Origin of the sequence: Bradyrhizobium sp. Mp19, from assembly GCF_029952935.1 — a bacterium.
Classification (GTDB): Bacteria; Pseudomonadota; Alphaproteobacteria; order Rhizobiales; family Xanthobacteraceae; genus Bradyrhizobium; species Bradyrhizobium elkanii.
Genome location: NZ_JASAUT010000001.1, coordinates 36,341 through 52,239 on the forward strand (window position 1 = coordinate 36,341; position 15,899 = coordinate 52,239).

Consider the following 15,899-nt stretch of genomic DNA (forward strand, 5'->3'; position numbering starts at 1 on the left):
CGGCCGGCGCGCTACAACCTGGCGCAACGTTCAACAAAAGGGATATCCGCGATGTCCAACGCCAAGCTGCAGCCCGTCCTCGACCGCATCGACGCCGATTTCGACAACAGTCTCGAGCGGCTGTTCACGCTGCTGCGGATCAAATCGATCTCGGCCGATCCGGCCTTCGCTGATGACTGCAAGGCGGCTGCCGATCATCTCGCCAAGGATATCGCAACCCTCGGCTTCAAGACCGAAGTGCGGCCGACCGCCGGCCATCCGGCCGTGGTCGGCAAGCTGAACGGTTCGACCGACGGACGCCCGCATGTGCTGTTCTACGGTCACTACGACGTGCAGCCGGTCGATCCCTTGAATCTCTGGCACCGACCGCCGTTCGAGCCTGTCGTGACCGACCATGCCGATGGGCGCAAGATCATCGTCGCGCGCGGCGCCGAGGACGACAAGGGACAGTTGATGACCTTCGTCGAGGCGTGCCGTGCCTGGAAGACGGTGACGGGATCGCTGCCGGTCGACATCACCATCGTCATCGAGGGTGAGGAGGAGATCGGCTCGAAGAATTTCGTGCCGTTCCTCGAGGCGAACAAGGCCGAGCTCAAGGCCGACTTCGCGCTGGTCTGCGACACCGGCATGTGGGACCCGAATACGCCGGCGATCACCACCTCCTTGCGCGGCCTCGTCTATGACGAGGTCAAGATCAAGGCCGCCAATCGCGACCTGCATTCCGGCGTGTTCGGCGGCGGCGCGCAGAACCCGATCCGCGTGCTGACGCGGATCCTCGGCGGCCTGCATGACGAGAACGGCCACATCACCATCCCCGGTTTCTATGACGGCGTGAAGGATTTGCCGCCGGATATTCTGGCCCAATGGAAGCAACTCAATCTGACGCCGGAGAGCTTCCTCAAGCCGATCGGCCTCTCGGTGCCCGCCGGCGAAAAGGACCGGCTCTTGATCGAGCAGGTCTCCTCGCGCCCGACCTGCGACATCAACGGCATTGTCGGCGGCTATACCGGCGAGGGCTCCAAGACGGTGATCGCGGCCGAGGCGTCAGCGAAGGTCTCGTTCCGCCTGGTCGAGGGACAGGATCCCGAGAAGATCCGAAGGGCGTTCCGCGACTATGTGAAGGCGCGCCTGCCGGCCGACTGCAAGGCCGAGTTCACCGACCATTCCAGCGCGCCGGCGATCGCGCTCGACTGGAACATGAAGCCGCTGGCAGCCGCGCGCCGCGCGCTGACCGACGAATGGGGCAAGGAGGCGCTCTTGATCGGCTCCGGCGCCTCGATCCCGATCGTCGCCGATTTCAAGCACACGCTCGGCCTCGACAGTGTGCTGATCGGCTTCGGGCTCGACGACGACAACATCCATTCGCCGAACGAGAAGTACGACCTCAAGAGCTACCACAAGGGCATCCGCTCCTGGGCGCGGATCCTGGCGGCATTCGCCGACGCCAAATAGCGCAAGGCGCCTGCACGTAAAAACGCCGCCCGGAATTGGGCGGCGTTTTGATTCGGATGTCGGATGGGTAGAGCGAAGCGAAACCCATCGCTTCTTCATTGCGATCAGTCATGGTCACCTATCGCCGCAATTTCATTGCTGGAGGCAGTTTCTTCTTCACGGTCAATCTAGAGGACCGGCGTCTGCGATTGCTGACAGACCACATCGATCAACTGCGCGCCGCTTTCCGTGAAACGCGCGATCGGCATCCTTTCACGACCGAGGCGATTGTCATTCTGCCCGATCACCTCCATGCAGTTTGGAGCTTGCCGGAAGGTGATGCTGACTTTGCGACGCGCCGGCGGCAGATCAAGTCGGCATTTTCACGAAGCCTCCCGGCCGGCGAACTCATTTCGGGTAGCCGAGCGGCCAGATCGGAACGCGGCATCTGGCAGCGACGATACTGGGAGCACACGATCCGGCATGAAGATGACCTCTCTCGTCACATCGACTACGTGCACATCAATCCGCTCAAGCACGGCCTCGTGAAGCGGGTGAAGGACTGGCCGTATTCGTCGTTTCATCGCATGGTCAAGCTCGGAGTCTACCCAGAGGATTGGGCTGGCGATGGGGAGAGAGCGGATGGGGCGTTCGGTGAGCGGTCTTGATGCTGAGGCGTGATGGGTTTCGCTGCGCTCTACCCATCCTACGGGTCTCCGCCACGCCCCCGAACGTAGAAACGCCGCCCGGAATTGGGCGGCGTTTTGATTCCGATAGTGCAGAGGGTGTTGGCCGTTAGCCTAGCCGAAGATTGTGAAATTTCAATCACGATAGCCGGGATTGACCCGGTCGAGCTTGCGCAGCAGCGGCGGCCAGACCAGCTGGGTCGAGCGCAGCTCGGCGCGATCCGGGTTGGAGAGCAGCTCGGTGTTCTTGTCGATCGCGTGCGGGTCGACCGGATAGGCGATCGGTCCGAGCGCGCGGGTCGCCACCTGCATCGAGCAGGCGCGCTCCAGATGGTACATCCGCTCGAACGCGGACGCGACCGAGCGGCCGACCGTCAGGGTGCCGTGATTGCGCAGCAGCATATGGTTCTTGCTGCCGAGATCGCGCTGCAGGCGCGGGCGCTCATCATGATCAAGCGCGATGCCCTCATAGTCGTGGTAGGCGAGGTCGTGGGTGACGAGCTGCGCGGTCTGGTTCAGCGGCAGCAGGCCCTCGGGGCCGCTCGACACCGCGGTGCCGTCGACGGTGTGCAGATGGAGCACGCAGCCGGCGTCCTCGCGCACCTCGTGGATCGCCGAATGAATGGTGAAGCCGGCCGGGTTGATGCTGTAGTCGCTCTTCGAGAGCTGGTTGCCGTCGAGGTCGACCTTGACGAGGCTCGATGCGGTGATCTCGTCGAACATCAGCCCGTAGGGGTTGATCAGGAAGTGGTGCTCGGGTCCGGGGACGCGGGCGGAAATGTGGGTATCGACCAGATCGTCCCAGCCATAGAGCGCGACCAGCCGGTAGCAGGCGGCGAGATTGATCCGCTGCTCCCATTCCGCCGCACTCATATCCGACGGCACTTCCTTCAGGCGCGCTTCCGCTGGCGACATGGCCGATTGCTCCGTTGATGGCGTTATTGCTTGGTCCAAGCGTAGCGCCGCCGCCGGACCGCAGCAAGGCGGGGGAACGGCGTGACAGTCATGTCGGCATGCGGCCCACGATCCGAACGGCGATCGTCAGTGGGCAGCGTGATGCGTTACGGCGCCGGGATCGCCAGCAGGCTCGATATGCTGCGGCCGCGGATGTCGTAGACGCGGGCGAACACGACGTCGTCGCGCTTGATCTCGACCATCACAGGCGCGGCCAGGCCCTTGCAGTAGAATTCGCCGAGCGTCATCGCGAAATCGGCAGCATTGCTGTCCCAGCCGATCGTGAAGTCGGGGCCGAGCGCGACCTGCGCGGGGCGCTGCGGTCCGCACACCGCGACCTTCCACTTGCGGTTCTGCGGCGGCACTTCCTGCCGCTCCGCCAGTTGCTCGCGCAGCCCGTCGGATGCCTGCTTCAGCGCCAGGCCCCAATAGTCCAGCATGAAGAAGTTGTCCGCGGTCCGCACCGTGCCGGCGATGTGGTTGAAGTGCGTGTACTGATACGGATGCAGGCGGATCATTTCGCTGAGCGGCAGCAAGAGGCCGAACGCGAACACGGCGAGCGCCGCGGGCTGCCAGGCGCGGCGGTTCTCGCCGAGCCAGTCCATGCCGCGCGCGAACGCGACGCCGGCCAGCACCGTCATCGGCGGAATCACGAAGATGAAGTGACGGATGCCGTTATAGAGCGCCGGCCGCTTCACCATCGCGATGACCAGCGGCAGCGTCGCCGCCAGCGTCAGCATCAGCATGATCGACTTGCGCTTTGCGGTGACGTCGTAGCGCGACAGCGACATCAAGGTGATGACGACGGCGGCGGCCAGCAGCACCAGCAGCACTTCGGGAAGCTGCAGCGCGAACAGAGTGGGTAGGTAGGACCACGGCATGTCCGGCACCGACACCAGCGCGCCGTCGAACATCTCCTTCCACGGTTTCTCGAAGAAGTGCGAGAAATAGGTCACCGCCTCGAGCGGATGTCCGGGCTCCATGATCGACCACGGCCAGATCAGGCCCATCACGAGATAGCCCAGCACAAGTCCCGGCAGCAGCACATAGACGACATGGGCAAAGCGGTGGGTCGCCTCACGCGGGCCCTGCTTGCGGAACTCCTCGATCAGGAGCGGGATGAAGCCGACCACGGCGTAGATCAAGGCGAGCCCGCCAAGCACGCGGCAGCCGATCGACAGGCCGGCCCCCAGGCCGACGATCAGGATGGTGCGCGGCGAGGGCGCCGGATATTCCTCGATCAGGCGGACCAGGCCCATGATCAGGACCACCATCGCCACGGCGAACGGCGCATCCTTCGGATTCATGAACATGTGGCCGTAGAAGGTCGGGCACAGCGCCAGCAGCAGCAGCGCCGCCAGTCCCGCCAGCGGACCGCCGACGCGGCGCGCCAGGCGCCAGGTTACCGCAAGGCCGATAACGCCGACGATCGCGCCGAGCAGGCGGCGCGTCTCGAACAGTTCGAGCGGAATGATCTTGTGCAACAAGGCCGCGGCCATGTCGAAGCCGCCGCCGTACATATACAGATTGGCAAACGACAGCGCGCCGGTGTCCTTGAACCCGGACCCGTACATGCGCAGCAGGAGGTCGGCATATTCAGCGTGGGTGTAATCGTCCCAGCCCAGACCGTAATCGCGGAACGTCAAGCCGGCGACCACGGCGACCACGCCGAGGACGAGGACAGCGAGATCGTCGCAGGTCTTCTCCACCGAGCGCCGCGCAGGCGCCTCGAGGGCAGACGTCGTAATCGATGACATAGCTAGTGATACCGGCGTGCCTGTGGCCCAGATTGGCGCTTTAGGGCCTCATTCCCCGGCATCCATAGCGCAGTTCCGTTTCCGAGTAATTGGTAATTGTGGCGTAATTTCCCAGATGCGTTGCAATAAATTGGCAGCAATTCGTAGCCAGTAGATCTACGGGAGCTGGCTGCCCGACAGCCGCTGCGGCCGCGATGAAGCAGCGCATCGCGCCCGGTTAAGCGGGATTTTAGGGAACTCTGTCTACAATTGGCGGTTGGCGGTGTGAGCAATATGACGGTATCGTGGCGTTGGTGGCCCGCGCCGATTTTCGGTCGGGTCTCCCGGGGGTTAGTTCGATGAAGGTTGGTCTGTTGGTCGTCGGCGCGGGCCTGGTCGTGGCGGGCTTGGCGGCGATCGGCCTCGGAATTCCAAACAAGGAATTCAGCGTCGGCGGCACGTTGATCGCAACAGGCGTGACCGGCGCATGTACCGGCGTGATTGTTGTGGCCCTTGCCGCCATCCTTCGCGAACTCCAAGCCATGGGCGACCGGCTCGATGCCGTCGTTGCCGTGGGTCTGCGGTCCGGGTCGCCGTCTGCAACTTCCCCGCGCGGCACTCCCGACGATCCGGTGTTCCCGCCGCCTGAGCCGAAGGTCTCGGCGCCTCCGCCGCTGGCTCCAACGTCCCCGCCCTCCGCGCCGCCGCCCTGGCACGATGAAATCGCCTCGCGCGGCGCATCAGGCGAGGTGCCGCCGTCCGCACCGGCGGCCGCACCCGCGGATGGCGCGGCACCGCCCAAGCGGCGCAATCTGCTGTTCTCCTCCTCGCGCAAGGAGCGCGAACGAAGCCAGGGGCGTGCCGCCGAGGCACTGACCCCGGATCTGCTATCGCCGGAACTGCGCTCGAATCCGGGCGGTTCGGCCGACCCGGCGCCGGCAACCTTCGACGATGCCTGGCCGAAGGCCGACCGGCCACGGTCGGTCGACGTCGCCCCCCGGCGCGGCCCCCGCACGCCATCGACCTTCGGCGAGGCCCAGTCGGCCGCCGCCGCCTCGCCGGCATCGGGCCATCCGCCGCCGCCCCAGGAGCAGCCGCCGGTGACCGTGCTCAAATCCGGCGTCGTCGACGGCATGGCCTATTCGCTCTATTCGGACGGATCGATCGAGGCGCAGATGCCGGAGGGCATGATGCGATTTGCCTCGATCGACGAGCTCAGGTCGCATCTGGAGCAGCGGCCTTAAGATCCGGGCCAATACTTGCGCGCGGCCGGCCCGAAGCCGGAAACGCGGCCGTTGTTGTCAGATTTGCTGTAATTCGTGCATATTCGCAAAGTAGTACGCGATTCCATTAATGTATTGCTGCGCATGGATACTGTCCGGTGGGCGCCGGGCTGTCGATAGCACGGGGAAGATTGAGCCATGTCCGATACGTCAGGCAAAACGCCGGTCGAACTGACCGCCAACATCGTTTCGGCCTATCTCAGCAACAATCCGACGCCGGCCTCGGACATTCCGAACCTGATCAGCCAGGTCCACTCCGCCTTGCTGCGGGTGTCGAGCGGACGCAGCGACACGCCGAGCGAGCCGGCCAAGGCTGCGGTGTCGATGAAGAAGTCGATCACGCCCGAATATCTGGTGTGCCTCGAGGACGGCAAGCGCTTCAAGTCGCTGAAGCGCCATCTGCGCACCCAGTACAACATGACCCCGGAACAGTATCGCGACAAATGGGGCCTGCCGGCCGACTATCCGATGGTGGCGCCGAACTATGCGGTGGCGCGCTCGCAGCTCGCCAAGAAGATGGGCCTCGGCCAGCAGGCGCGGAAGCGGAAATAGGAGATTACGCGGCGGACGCCAGCGCCTCGCGCGCATCGTTGCGGATGCGGTCGACCATCGAGCGCAGGCCGTTGGAGCGCTGCGGCGTCAGATGGTCGCGGAAGCCGAATTCATCGAACAGTGCGAGCGCGTCGGTGCCGAGGATGTCCTTGGGCGTGTGCCCGGAAAACAGCGTCAGCACGATCGCGACCAGGCCGCGCACGATGTGGGCGTCGCTATCGCCGATATAGATCAGGCGCGGTTCGCCGTTGGCACCGCGCTCGATCCGCTTCGACAGCCAGACCTGGCTGACGCAGCCCTGCACCTTGTTCTCGGCCGAGTGCTCCGCCTCCGACAACGGTTCGAGCGTGCGGCCGAGCTCGATAACATAGCGGTAACGGTCGTCCCACTCGTCCAGCAGCGCAAAATTGTCCCTGATTTCGTCGATCGTCGTCATCGTGGCCCGCGTCCTGTCCTTGACGGCTTATATAGGAAGGCGGGCCGCGAAAGCGATGAAAATGGAACCGGTTCCCGGTTGTTTTGACGGGTTTTCTTCACGCGACCGGGATCCGCTTCGCGCGACAGCGCTTTGGTTTCCCCTCACGGCGTCGGCGGCAGGCGGAATTCGATCGACTGATCGTCCGCGGTCAGCGTGTCGCGGAACGCGGTGGCTGAATCGGTATCGTCCTTGCCGATCGAGCCGGTGTGGTCCGGCGGCTTCTTGTCGGTGATGATCTGGTAGAGCTTGCGCGCCCCGTCGGTCGCGCGCTGGCCGATCGCGGTCGCGGCCTGGCCGCCGACCTCGCAGGCGGACGGCTGGCGCTTGCAGAACTGACCCATGTCGTTGATCGTCGCGGTCGCGGCCGACACCGCATCCGACGCGCTGATCGGCGGCGTCTTGTCCGCTTCGGGTGTTTTGTCTCTCGGCAGCAGCACGAGCACAAGCCCGAGCCAGAATGCCAAACGGAGCAGGAAGAACATGGCGCGATCCCGGTCGTCTGTCTTGTCTTGCTTCTTGCGCGGTCGATGCCGCTATTGGCCTTGAGGGTTAGCATCGGTCGATAAATCGGAAGTATCTGCATTGAAGTAAATCCGCCGAAAAATCGCGGAAATTTCGCCTGAATTGATTCGCCGTAAATTTTCGATTGATGGCGCCGGATGCGCAGGATCCGCCGCGTCCACCATTTCGAAACCATAGAATGTCGCATCCGGAAACCAGCCGTTCACCATCCCCGACAAATGGCCGGTGAATAGCGGGTCAAACCCACTCCAATGCACGGTGTTTGGCGGCAGGCCGCCCAGCCTTAGCGTTCGCTTAAGTTCGCTCTGACACGTTGACCTGCAATCACGAAGGAGGCGTTCCGGCGCGTCTGTGTTGACGATTGAGCCGAAGCGCGAGTGCTGTGAGTAGTTTGAGTCTGATCCGCGATTGCCTGGATGCGCTGCTGCATCCGTCGGCGCAATATGATGCGCTGACGCGTGCGCGTCATCGTGCCTTCATGGCGCCGCGGCTGCTCGGCAGCCTGGCGGCGCTTGCCTCGTTCCCTGCCTTTCTTGCGATGCGCGGTGCGCCGACGGCGATCGAGGTCGCGGCATTCGCCTGGCTGATCGCGCCGATCCTGCTGTCGTGGTTCCTGTCGCGCACCGGCCGCTATGAAGGCGCGCATGTGCTGTCGTCGCTGGCGCTCGCCGGTCTCGTGATGATGATCGCGGCGACGACCGGCGGCATCGCCTCGTTCGCCGCCGTGTGGCTCGTCGTGATTCCGATCGAGGCGGCGCTGTCGGCCTCGCGGCGCGTGGTGGCGTTTGCATTCGCGCTGGCGATGATCTGCGCGGCGTTGCTGAGCGTTCTTGGCCATTACCATGTGCTGCCGGTCGTCGATCCGGCGGTTGCCTCGAACAGCACGCTGGTCGGCTTCGGCGTCGTGTCGGGGATCTTTTACGCCGCCGGGCTCGCTTTCGGCGCGGAGTCGCTGGCGCGTACCAGCGTGGCGCTGCTCTATGTCGAGGAGGAGCGCTACCGCCTGCTCGCGCATAACATGAGCGACGTGCTGTCGCGGCACAGCCGCAACGGCGCGGTGCGCTTCATTTCCCCCGCGGCCGAGAACATGCTCGGCATGCCGGCATCGCGGCTGTTGGGCCACGGCCTGTTCGACCGCGTTCATGTCGCCGATCGCCCGGCCTATCTCACGGCGCTGTCGGATGCCGCGCGCGGTGACTCGCGCAGCGTCGAGTTCCGCGTGCGCCGTGACGGTGCGCGGGGCGAAGCCGTCGCCGAATTCATCTGGGCCGAGATGCGCTGCCGCCCGCTCGATCAAGCCGCCGCCGATGCCGAGGTCGTCGCCGTGATCCGCGACGTGACCGATCGCAAGGTGCAGGAGCAGGCGCTCGAACAGGCGCGCGACGTGGCCGAGCAGGCCGATGCGTCGAAGACGCGCTTCCTGGCCACCATGAGCCACGAACTGCGCACCCCGCTCAACGCCATCATCGGCTTCTCCGAGATGATCGCGCAGGAAGACGTGCTCGGCCTCGACGTGGCCCGCCGCAAGGAATACGCGCAGCTGATCAACGATTCCGGCCAGCACTTGTTGTCGGTCGTCAACGGCATCCTCGACATGTCGAAGATGGAGTCGGGGAATTTCGAGATTTCGCCGGAGCCGTTTGCGCCGCGGCCGGCGCTGCTCAATTGCTGCAATCTGGTGGCGTTGAAGGCGCGCGAGAGCGGCGTCGACCTCGTCACGCGCGTGCCCGACGATCTGCCGATCGTGAACGGCGATCCGCGCGCATTCAAGCAGATCGTGCTCAATCTGGTCTCCAACGCCATCAAGTTCACCGAGCGCGGCGGCAAGGTGACGGTGTCGGCCGGCGTCGAGGGATCGCGGCTGGTGCTGCGTGTCTCGGACACCGGCGTCGGTATCGCCGCCGATGATCTCAAGCGCATCGGCGATCCGTTCTTCCAGGCCGGCAAGACCTATCAGCGCCGCCACGAGGGCACCGGTCTTGGTCTTTCCATCGTGAAGGGACTGGTCGGCCTGCACCACGGCGAAATCAATGTGGAGAGCAAGGTGGGCGAGGGCACCACGGTGTCGGTCGCGCTGCCGCTAGCGTTCACCCCGCCCGCCGCCGTCGAGCCGTCCAGCAATGTCTCGACCCTGAAGCCCGCGCTGCGTTCCGGACTACAAGAGCAAACCCATCAGGTGAAGAAGAGTGCCTAGACAGACTTTGGATGACGATGAAACGCCGCGCCGTCGCCGCGGCGCCAAGGCAGTAGCCATCGCGGCCGAGGAGGAACGTGGCCTCGTCCTGCGCCTGCTGCTGCACAGTCCGAAGGATCTGGTTGCCGGCGTGCTGGCGACGTCTGCCATTGTTGCGATCCTGATCAATGCGCTGTTCCTGCAGGCCGGCCGTCATCCGTCGCCGATGTTCGGCGGTTCGGTGGTGACGCTGCCGCCGCCGGCCCCGGTTGCCGCGGCCACCAGCCCGATACCGCGCCCGCGTCCGGCCGAGGCGGCTGCCCGATCGGCCGAGCCCGTCGACGTGAAGCCGGTGGAGACCAAGCCGGCCGAGACCAGGTCCATCGAAGCCAAGCCGGCAGAACCCAAGGCCGAGGCCAAGCCGGTCGATCCGATGGCCAATCTGGTGCTGAAATCGACCACTGCGCCGCCGGCCGCAGCACCGTCCCCGGCCGCCGCGCCGTCCAGCGTCATTCGTCCGCCGGCGTCGATTCCGACACAGCATCTGAGCCCGGCCGGCAAACGCATCGCCGCGGTCCAGCGTACGCTGACGGAGTATGGCTACGGCCAGCTCAAGCCGACCGGCACGATCGGCGCCGATACCCAGCACGCGATTGCGAAGTTCGAGCGCGCCCGCAAGCTGCCGGTGACCGGCCAGATGTCCGATCGCCTGGTGCGCGAGCTCGGCACGATGATCGGGCATTCAATCGAGTAGCCTCTCTACGACGGCATTGAATGTGTATTCGTCATGCCCGGGCTTGTCCCGGGCATCCACGTCTCTGAGACTGTTGAAGCTAACACGTGGATGGCCGGGACAAGCCCGGCCATGATGAGTTAGGTCGTCTCGCCCAGCAGCACGTCCCTGACCTCGTCGGAGAACAGCTTCCTGCGGCCGGCCAGCAGCACCCATTCCGGATCGTCGCGATCCGGAATGGCGCGCGGCATCCCGTGATCGAGCAGGGCCTGCGCGCAGCCCACCCAGTCGCCGCCGCTGACCGGCTCGTTGCAGGAGGCCCACGACAAGGAGCCGGACGCATTGTCGCCGAAGCCGTGCTGCTCGGTCCACTCCGCGCCGTGCTCGAGCAGGAAACGCGTCAGTCCGGCATTGCCGCGGAACACCGCGTGATTGAGCGCCGACGCATCCCAATCGCCGCCACGCACCGTGATCGGCCAGCCGAGTTCGACCATCAGCCGCACCGCATCGTCGCCGCCTGCCGCGGCGAGCTCAGGAAGCAACCGCAATTGCTGCGGTGAAAGTGAACCCGGAAGATCGGGCCGACCGGCCTGGATTCGCCGCGCCTCGCTCCCGTCACCGCTGCTGCACGCCGCGACGAACCGCTCATCATCGGCAAGCGTCTCGTCGCCGGTGCGCTCGCGCAGCAGCTCGGCGACCTCGGTCAGTCCGAATTGCAATGCGTAGCGGTAGGCGCTGAGACCATCCGGCGTCGTGACGTGCGGATCTGCGCCGGCGTCGAGCAGCGTCGCGATGCAGGTCCGCGACCGCCGCCGGCGGATCGCCCACATCAGCGGCGAGCCGCAATCGGTCAGCGGCGCGTTGCCGGCGGGTTCGTTTGGATTGCCGCCGTGCCGCAGCAGCAAGTCGAGTGCCGCCACGTTCTCGTCATCGAGCACCTTGTACATCGCGTTGGTGCCGGCGATCCGCGCGCCACGCTCGAGCAGCAGGCCTGTCGTCACCGAGCCTTCGAGCGAGTGGTAGAGCGATTCATTGTCGTTCGGATTGGCGCCCGCTTCGAGCAACAGTCTGGTCAGTTCGAGATCGTGGTTGCGGCCGGCGGCGCCGTACAGCGCTGACAGCGGATTGCTGTCATCGGGTGCGTCGAGCGTTCCGGGCGGCCAGCGGCTGCTGATCCAGCGGCGGCAGTTTGAACGGACCGCCGGGACGATTGACCCATGCTGGATCGTCGTTGGCGGTGCGTTGCACCGTCGCCTCGTCGCCGATGGCGCAGCCGAGATAGGGATCATCGGCGATGAGGCCGGGATCCTCGGTGAGCATCCGCGCCGCAACGCGCGGATTGGCGCGGTCGGTGGTGCCGGCGACGTCTGCGGCATAGACCAACTGCAGCCATCGCCGCACGCGATCGGCCTTGCTCTTACCGGGCGGCAATTGTGCGTCGACATAGCGCCGCAGGTCCGGCCAGGAGGCGAAGCCGAGATCGCGCGCCACGCAGGACTGCGCATCGTGCAGCCGCAGATTGAGCGCAGCGATCTCAGTATCGCTGCGCCCGGCCGCAGCCGGAAGCGCATGCCGGAAACGCGCGTAAGCCTCCGGCGCTTGCCGCCGGTAAAGGCGAATGAGCTCCTTGGCCTGCTTCTTCAGATGTTCGAGATTCAATCGCGCGGGCGATCGGTCCATGGAAACCTCCGTGCATCATCGCCGATGGTCCACAAAACCGGCTGCACAAAGGCTTGGTTGGCCGCTCAATTGGTGCAAGTGGGTTCAACCCTTCCCGTGGACCCGGGCGCGGCTTGCACCGCGGATGCAAGGATATGGGTGACGATTGGTTCGGTCAACCCGCCGCGGCGTGACGACATCTGTGACAATTGGACGTGACCGCGCCGCTGGCCTATAGGACGGCGGATGCGATTGAAAACCAGCATATGGGTCGCGGCGTATCTGCGCCGCTGCCAGACCGAGGGCGTGTTCGGCGCAGTCCGCAAGAAGGGCGCCGAGGAAGCCGGTGCCGTATTTGTCAAGGTGGCGCTGATGGACGGCAACGCGATGCTGTATGCGCCCGCGCCGCAGACGGTCTATGACGACAGCCGTCCGGTCGAGCGGCTGTTCGTGCCGACCGCACCACAGCCGGTGGCCGAGCCCTCTGTCGAGGAGCGCTTGACCAAGGAGCTCCGCTTCGATCCCGACGCCTGGATTGTCGAGACCGAGGACCGTGCCGGGCGGCACTTTCTTGATCTCGCGAAGGGCTAACTTCCAGACTTCTGATTTCGGACTGCGGGCGCGCTGCCGGGCTGCAACGCGGGGCGCGTCTGCGACGATGCAGCGCGCACGCGATGGCGCTCATCGTCATAGAGCGACGAGCGATACCTGGCGCGCGCGACTGCCATGGTCGAGCCGCGCCACGCCGCCAGCATCACCAGTGCCGAGCGCTCGCTCAGGCGATCGTAGAGCCGCGACAGCCGATAGACATAATTGACCGAGGAGCCGGCTTCCGGATTGAGGAACATCAGGATCCGCTGGAATGCGGCGCTCGACACGTCAAGCGATCGCATCGCGCAGGCGAGCGGCTCGCCGCCGGGATCGTTGACCACGTCGGCGGCGATCCGCCACGGCAGGATCAGCGCCTCGCCGAGCTCAAGCGTGAAGTTATCGAGGTCCTCGGCAAACGCCGCCATCTCCAGGATATGGATCGCGCGCGCGGCGCGCGCGGCGGGGATCCGCGCGGCGGCCTTCAGCGGCGTCTCCTGCAGATTGTGCAGGATCTGCGCGCGCTCCTTCGTGCTGGCGGCAAAGAACATGTCGGAGATTTCGGCGGCATCGTTCGGCCGCATGGCGAGGCTCGCGGCCATCCGCAGTTCGGCTTCGGTCGGGATCTTGGCCGGCAGCGCGGAGGGGGCGGGCGCGGGAATCGGCGCGGCCGCCGGCATCGGCTGGTCGGGACCGACGCGGCACAGCCCGAGCTTGTCCATGATCCTTGCGGGCGTCGCCGGATAGATCGCAAGCCGCGCGCGGACGGCGGCGCGGGTTGCGTCGTCGACCTCGTCGATCAGGCGCGTCGTCAGCTCGACGAACTGGCGCTCTTCATCGGCGGAGTGTGCGCTTGCCTGCACATAGAGGTCGGTCAGGACGCGCAGCAGCGTCGGGCGGATGTCGACGCCCTCGCGACGGGAGAGCGTCATCAGCCCATCGAAACCAGGAAATAGCGGAGCTGCGCTCATCTCGGGCGTACGCGACTTGCCAGTGAACTTCGGTTTGAAAACCTTGTGGCAGCGAGCCTACGCAGGCTGTTTTAAGAGGCAGTTAAGGAAAACAAGCCGTGAAGGTGAATACTCGAATTTGCGCGTGTCTATTAAGGCACAGCGCCATATCCGTAACCGTCCGTACCGGCGGCTTAAGATGTCATTAACCATGCGCGTTCTTAACTCGGCGTGCGCGGGGCAAATCATGTCCGTGCGGGGCCAGAGAGAACGGAACATGGGCACCATCGTTGAGTTTCCGGCGGATGCGGCTGCACGGCGGCCGGGCATGGCCGGTGCTGCCGGCGAAGGCATGGGGACCGTACTGATCCTTCCCGTCGTCCGGATCGAGCGAACGACGGAGGAGACCGGCGGTGGTCGCGGACCGGAGCAGGGCACTGCGCAGGGCCGCCGTCGCCGACGCCGCTCCTGATCGCGGACATCGGGCAATGCCGCGGCTTGTGCAGCGGACCGTCGCGCGGCGGTCACTCCCGGCGCTGATCCTGCTGCTGGCGGGCTCGGCGCTCGCGGGCTGCAGCGGCGGCGATTTCGGACGCACCCGCGCCGATTTCCGCAACGACGACATGCATCGCTGGATCGGCGCCGAGGCGACCGGCAGCATCGGCAAGAACGCCTCGCAATTCCAGCTCACCGAACACGAACGTCAGCTGCGCGACCTCGCCTATCAGTTCATCGAGCCGCCGCTGTCGCGTCCGGCGTGGAAGAGCGTGTTCGGCGACTACCAGCCGTTGCCTTCGCCGTGGCGGCAGAGGGTCGTGTTCGATCGCACCGCCTATGGCCGCAATCTGATCGACGAGCCGCATCGCTCGTTCGCCTCGCGCTATTCGCTGCTGATCGACGAGGTGCGCGACGACATCACCCGCTTCGAGCCGTTCTTCGCCACCGCGATCCAGGTGATCGAGCTCGATCGCAAGCGCAATGCCAGCCTCCACATGATCGCCGATGTGTCGCCGCGCGAGCGCGCTGATGCGGTCGCGCGGATGGAAGAGAACACGCTGATCGTGCAATGGGTCCAGCAGGCCCTGGAGCGGCGGATCTCGTCCTATCGCTGGGCGCTGGAGCGGCTGGTGATCCAGGCGCCCGACGGCATGGCCGCCGATGCCGAACGCCAGATCAACGAGCTCGCCCGGCTCACCGCCAACGCACCGCTCATCTCTGCGCCGGTCGCGGGCCAAGCCGTGGTGACGAAGGGCTAGGCGCGCTTCGTTTTCTTCGCCGTCGATTTGACCCGGCGACTGTTGGCTTGCCGCGGCAGGCTCGCAATGAATGCCTTCAGCGCATCGGAGGGCGGCTGGGCCGAGGGGTAGGCGACGCCGACCTGGCGCGTCACGTCGATATCGATCGCGCGCACCGCGACATCAGGATTGCCGCGCGCCACGCCCTCGGGGACGATCGCGACGCCAACCCCGGCCGCCACCAGCGCCATCGCCCACTCCTCGGATTCCGCGATCGCCACCGGCTTGCGCGGCGGTGAGGCACGCTTGAAGAATTCCTGCTGTTCGCAATGGCAACGATCGATCATCGGAACGCCGGCGAAGTCGGTGGTCCGGAGCGTCTCCTTCAGCGTCAGGGGATGCGAGGGCGGCAGTGCCGCGACATAACGCTCGCTCCACAGCGGGATGAAGTGCTCGCCGGCGCCGACCATGGACTTGGCGACGATCCGCGCGTCGGCCTTCTCGCTGGCGCCGACCAGCCGGAGCGCAAGATCGGTATTGCCGGTCAGCGGCTTCAGCAGCGCGATGGTCCGGGCCTGATCGAGCGTCCGCAGCAGGCCGAGCGTCAGCGCCTGCCGCGTCGCGGGCTTGCGGAAGAGATTTCGCGCCGCGTCCGCCTCGTCGATGATCCTGCGGGCGATGCCGTGAAACTGCGCGGCTGAGGCCGTCGGGGCCATGCCCTTCTTGTGCCGAATGAACAGCGTGGTGCCGAGTTCGGCCTCGAGATTGGTGATCGCCGCCGAGATCGACGGCTGCGAGATGAAGCAGCGCTTCGCCGCGGCGGTCAGATTGCGCTCGCGGTAGACCGCGGCGAAGTAGCGGAGTTCACGGATATCCATAGGCGTATCCTATCACATGGATAGAAAGACAATATTTTACC

At 65.4% G+C, this 15,899-nt stretch carries 17 protein-coding genes; 9 read left to right on the forward strand and 8 right to left on the reverse strand.

The genetic code is table 11. The annotated features are described in order from the left end of the window. Nucleotides 1-51 precede the first annotated feature (51 nt). A complete protein-coding gene (locus QJT82_RS00165; protein ID WP_028345353.1) occupies nt 52-1,452 on the forward strand; it encodes a M20/M25/M40 family metallo-hydrolase in 1,401 nt (466 codons plus the stop codon). A gap of 110 nt (nt 1,453-1,562) precedes the next feature. Further along, nucleotides 1,563-2,099, forward strand: a complete 537-nt coding sequence (locus QJT82_RS00170; protein WP_028345352.1) for a transposase — start codon at nt 1,563-1,565, stop codon at nt 2,097-2,099. Between the two features lie 153 nt (nt 2,100-2,252). Here the strand turns inward: QJT82_RS00170 and QJT82_RS00175 are convergent, their stop codons facing one another. After that, nucleotides 2,253-3,032, reverse strand: a complete 780-nt coding sequence (locus QJT82_RS00175) for a class II aldolase/adducin family protein (protein WP_028345351.1) — start codon at nt 3,030-3,032, stop codon at nt 2,253-2,255. Between the two features lie 146 nt (nt 3,033-3,178). Continuing rightward, nucleotides 3,179-4,828: a glycosyltransferase family 39 protein gene (locus tag QJT82_RS00180; RefSeq protein ID WP_028345350.1), complete on the reverse strand. Its 1,650-nt coding sequence runs from the start codon at nt 4,826-4,828 to the stop codon at nt 3,179-3,181. A gap of 338 nt (nt 4,829-5,166) precedes the next feature. Between QJT82_RS00180 and QJT82_RS00185 the strand changes: the two genes are divergently transcribed. Beyond that, the gene (locus tag QJT82_RS00185) at nt 5,167-6,051 is read left to right on the forward strand and encodes a hypothetical protein (RefSeq protein WP_028345349.1); all 885 of its coding nucleotides are present in this window, start codon (nt 5,167-5,169) and stop codon (nt 6,049-6,051) included. A gap of 177 nt (nt 6,052-6,228) precedes the next feature. Beyond that, nucleotides 6,229-6,642, forward strand: a complete 414-nt coding sequence (locus tag QJT82_RS00190; RefSeq protein WP_028345348.1) for a MucR family transcriptional regulator — start codon at nt 6,229-6,231, stop codon at nt 6,640-6,642. Between the two features lie 4 nt (nt 6,643-6,646). Here the strand turns inward: QJT82_RS00190 and QJT82_RS00195 are convergent, their stop codons facing one another. Both QJT82_RS00195 and QJT82_RS00200 read right to left on the reverse strand, forming a co-directional pair. Continuing rightward, on the reverse strand, nt 6,647-7,078 hold the full coding sequence (locus tag QJT82_RS00195) for a SufE family protein (protein WP_028345347.1): 432 nt from the start codon (nt 7,076-7,078) through the stop codon (nt 6,647-6,649). A gap of 143 nt (nt 7,079-7,221) precedes the next feature. Next, nucleotides 7,222-7,602 (reverse strand): DUF5330 domain-containing protein, encoded by a 381-nt coding sequence (locus tag QJT82_RS00200; RefSeq protein WP_028345346.1) that lies wholly within the window; start codon nt 7,600-7,602, stop codon nt 7,222-7,224. 422 nt (nt 7,603-8,024) lie between these two features. Between QJT82_RS00200 and QJT82_RS00205 the strand changes: the two genes are divergently transcribed. Continuing rightward, on the forward strand, nt 8,025-9,836 hold the full coding sequence (locus QJT82_RS00205; protein ID WP_035634313.1) for an ATP-binding protein: 1,812 nt from the start codon (nt 8,025-8,027) through the stop codon (nt 9,834-9,836). Then, nucleotides 9,829-10,569 (forward strand): peptidoglycan-binding domain-containing protein, encoded by a 741-nt coding sequence (locus QJT82_RS00210; RefSeq protein ID WP_028345344.1) that lies wholly within the window; start codon nt 9,829-9,831, stop codon nt 10,567-10,569. Before QJT82_RS00205 ends, QJT82_RS00210 begins: the two co-directional genes overlap by 8 nt. 119 nt (nt 10,570-10,688) lie before the next feature. Here QJT82_RS00210 and QJT82_RS00215 read toward each other — a convergent pair whose 3' ends face one another. Together QJT82_RS00215 and QJT82_RS00220 are read right to left on the reverse strand one after the other, a co-directional pair. Then, entirely contained in the window at nt 10,689-11,612 is a 924-nt protein-coding gene (locus QJT82_RS00215; RefSeq protein ID WP_281446613.1) for an ankyrin repeat domain-containing protein, read from the reverse strand. 67 nt (nt 11,613-11,679) lie between these two features. Then, nucleotides 11,680-12,228 carry a hypothetical protein gene (locus QJT82_RS00220; protein ID WP_281446614.1) on the reverse strand — a complete coding sequence of 183 codons (549 nt, stop codon included), beginning with the start codon at nt 12,226-12,228 and terminating at the stop codon, nt 11,680-11,682. 225 nt (nt 12,229-12,453) lie between these two features. Here QJT82_RS00220 and QJT82_RS00225 point away from each other — a divergent pair, with 225 nt between their 5' ends. Then, complete coding sequence (locus tag QJT82_RS00225; protein ID WP_028345342.1) at nt 12,454-12,798, forward strand: DUF1491 family protein; 345 nt, start codon at nt 12,454-12,456, stop codon at nt 12,796-12,798. Here QJT82_RS00225 and QJT82_RS00230 read toward each other — a convergent pair. Continuing rightward, on the reverse strand, nt 12,795-13,727 hold the full coding sequence (locus QJT82_RS00230) for a DUF2336 domain-containing protein (protein ID WP_155258889.1): 933 nt from the start codon (nt 13,725-13,727) through the stop codon (nt 12,795-12,797). The two genes, QJT82_RS00225 and QJT82_RS00230, sit on opposite strands and share 4 nt — an antisense overlap. Before the next feature lie 295 nt (nt 13,728-14,022). Between QJT82_RS00230 and QJT82_RS00235 the strand changes: the two genes are divergently transcribed. Together QJT82_RS00235 and QJT82_RS00240 are read left to right on the forward strand one after the other, a co-directional pair. Continuing rightward, nucleotides 14,023-14,217 (forward strand): hypothetical protein, encoded by a 195-nt coding sequence (locus tag QJT82_RS00235; RefSeq protein WP_026192521.1) that lies wholly within the window; start codon nt 14,023-14,025, stop codon nt 14,215-14,217. A gap of 16 nt (nt 14,218-14,233) precedes the next feature. After that, complete coding sequence (locus tag QJT82_RS00240) at nt 14,234-15,001, forward strand: hypothetical protein (RefSeq protein ID WP_028345340.1); 768 nt, start codon at nt 14,234-14,236, stop codon at nt 14,999-15,001. On the opposite strand, the gene QJT82_RS00245 is transcribed toward QJT82_RS00240, so the two are convergent. Beyond that, complete coding sequence (locus QJT82_RS00245; protein WP_028345339.1) at nt 14,998-15,858, reverse strand: LysR family transcriptional regulator; 861 nt, start codon at nt 15,856-15,858, stop codon at nt 14,998-15,000. The genes QJT82_RS00240 and QJT82_RS00245 overlap by 4 nt on opposite strands. Between the last annotated feature and the right edge of the window lie 41 nt (nt 15,859-15,899).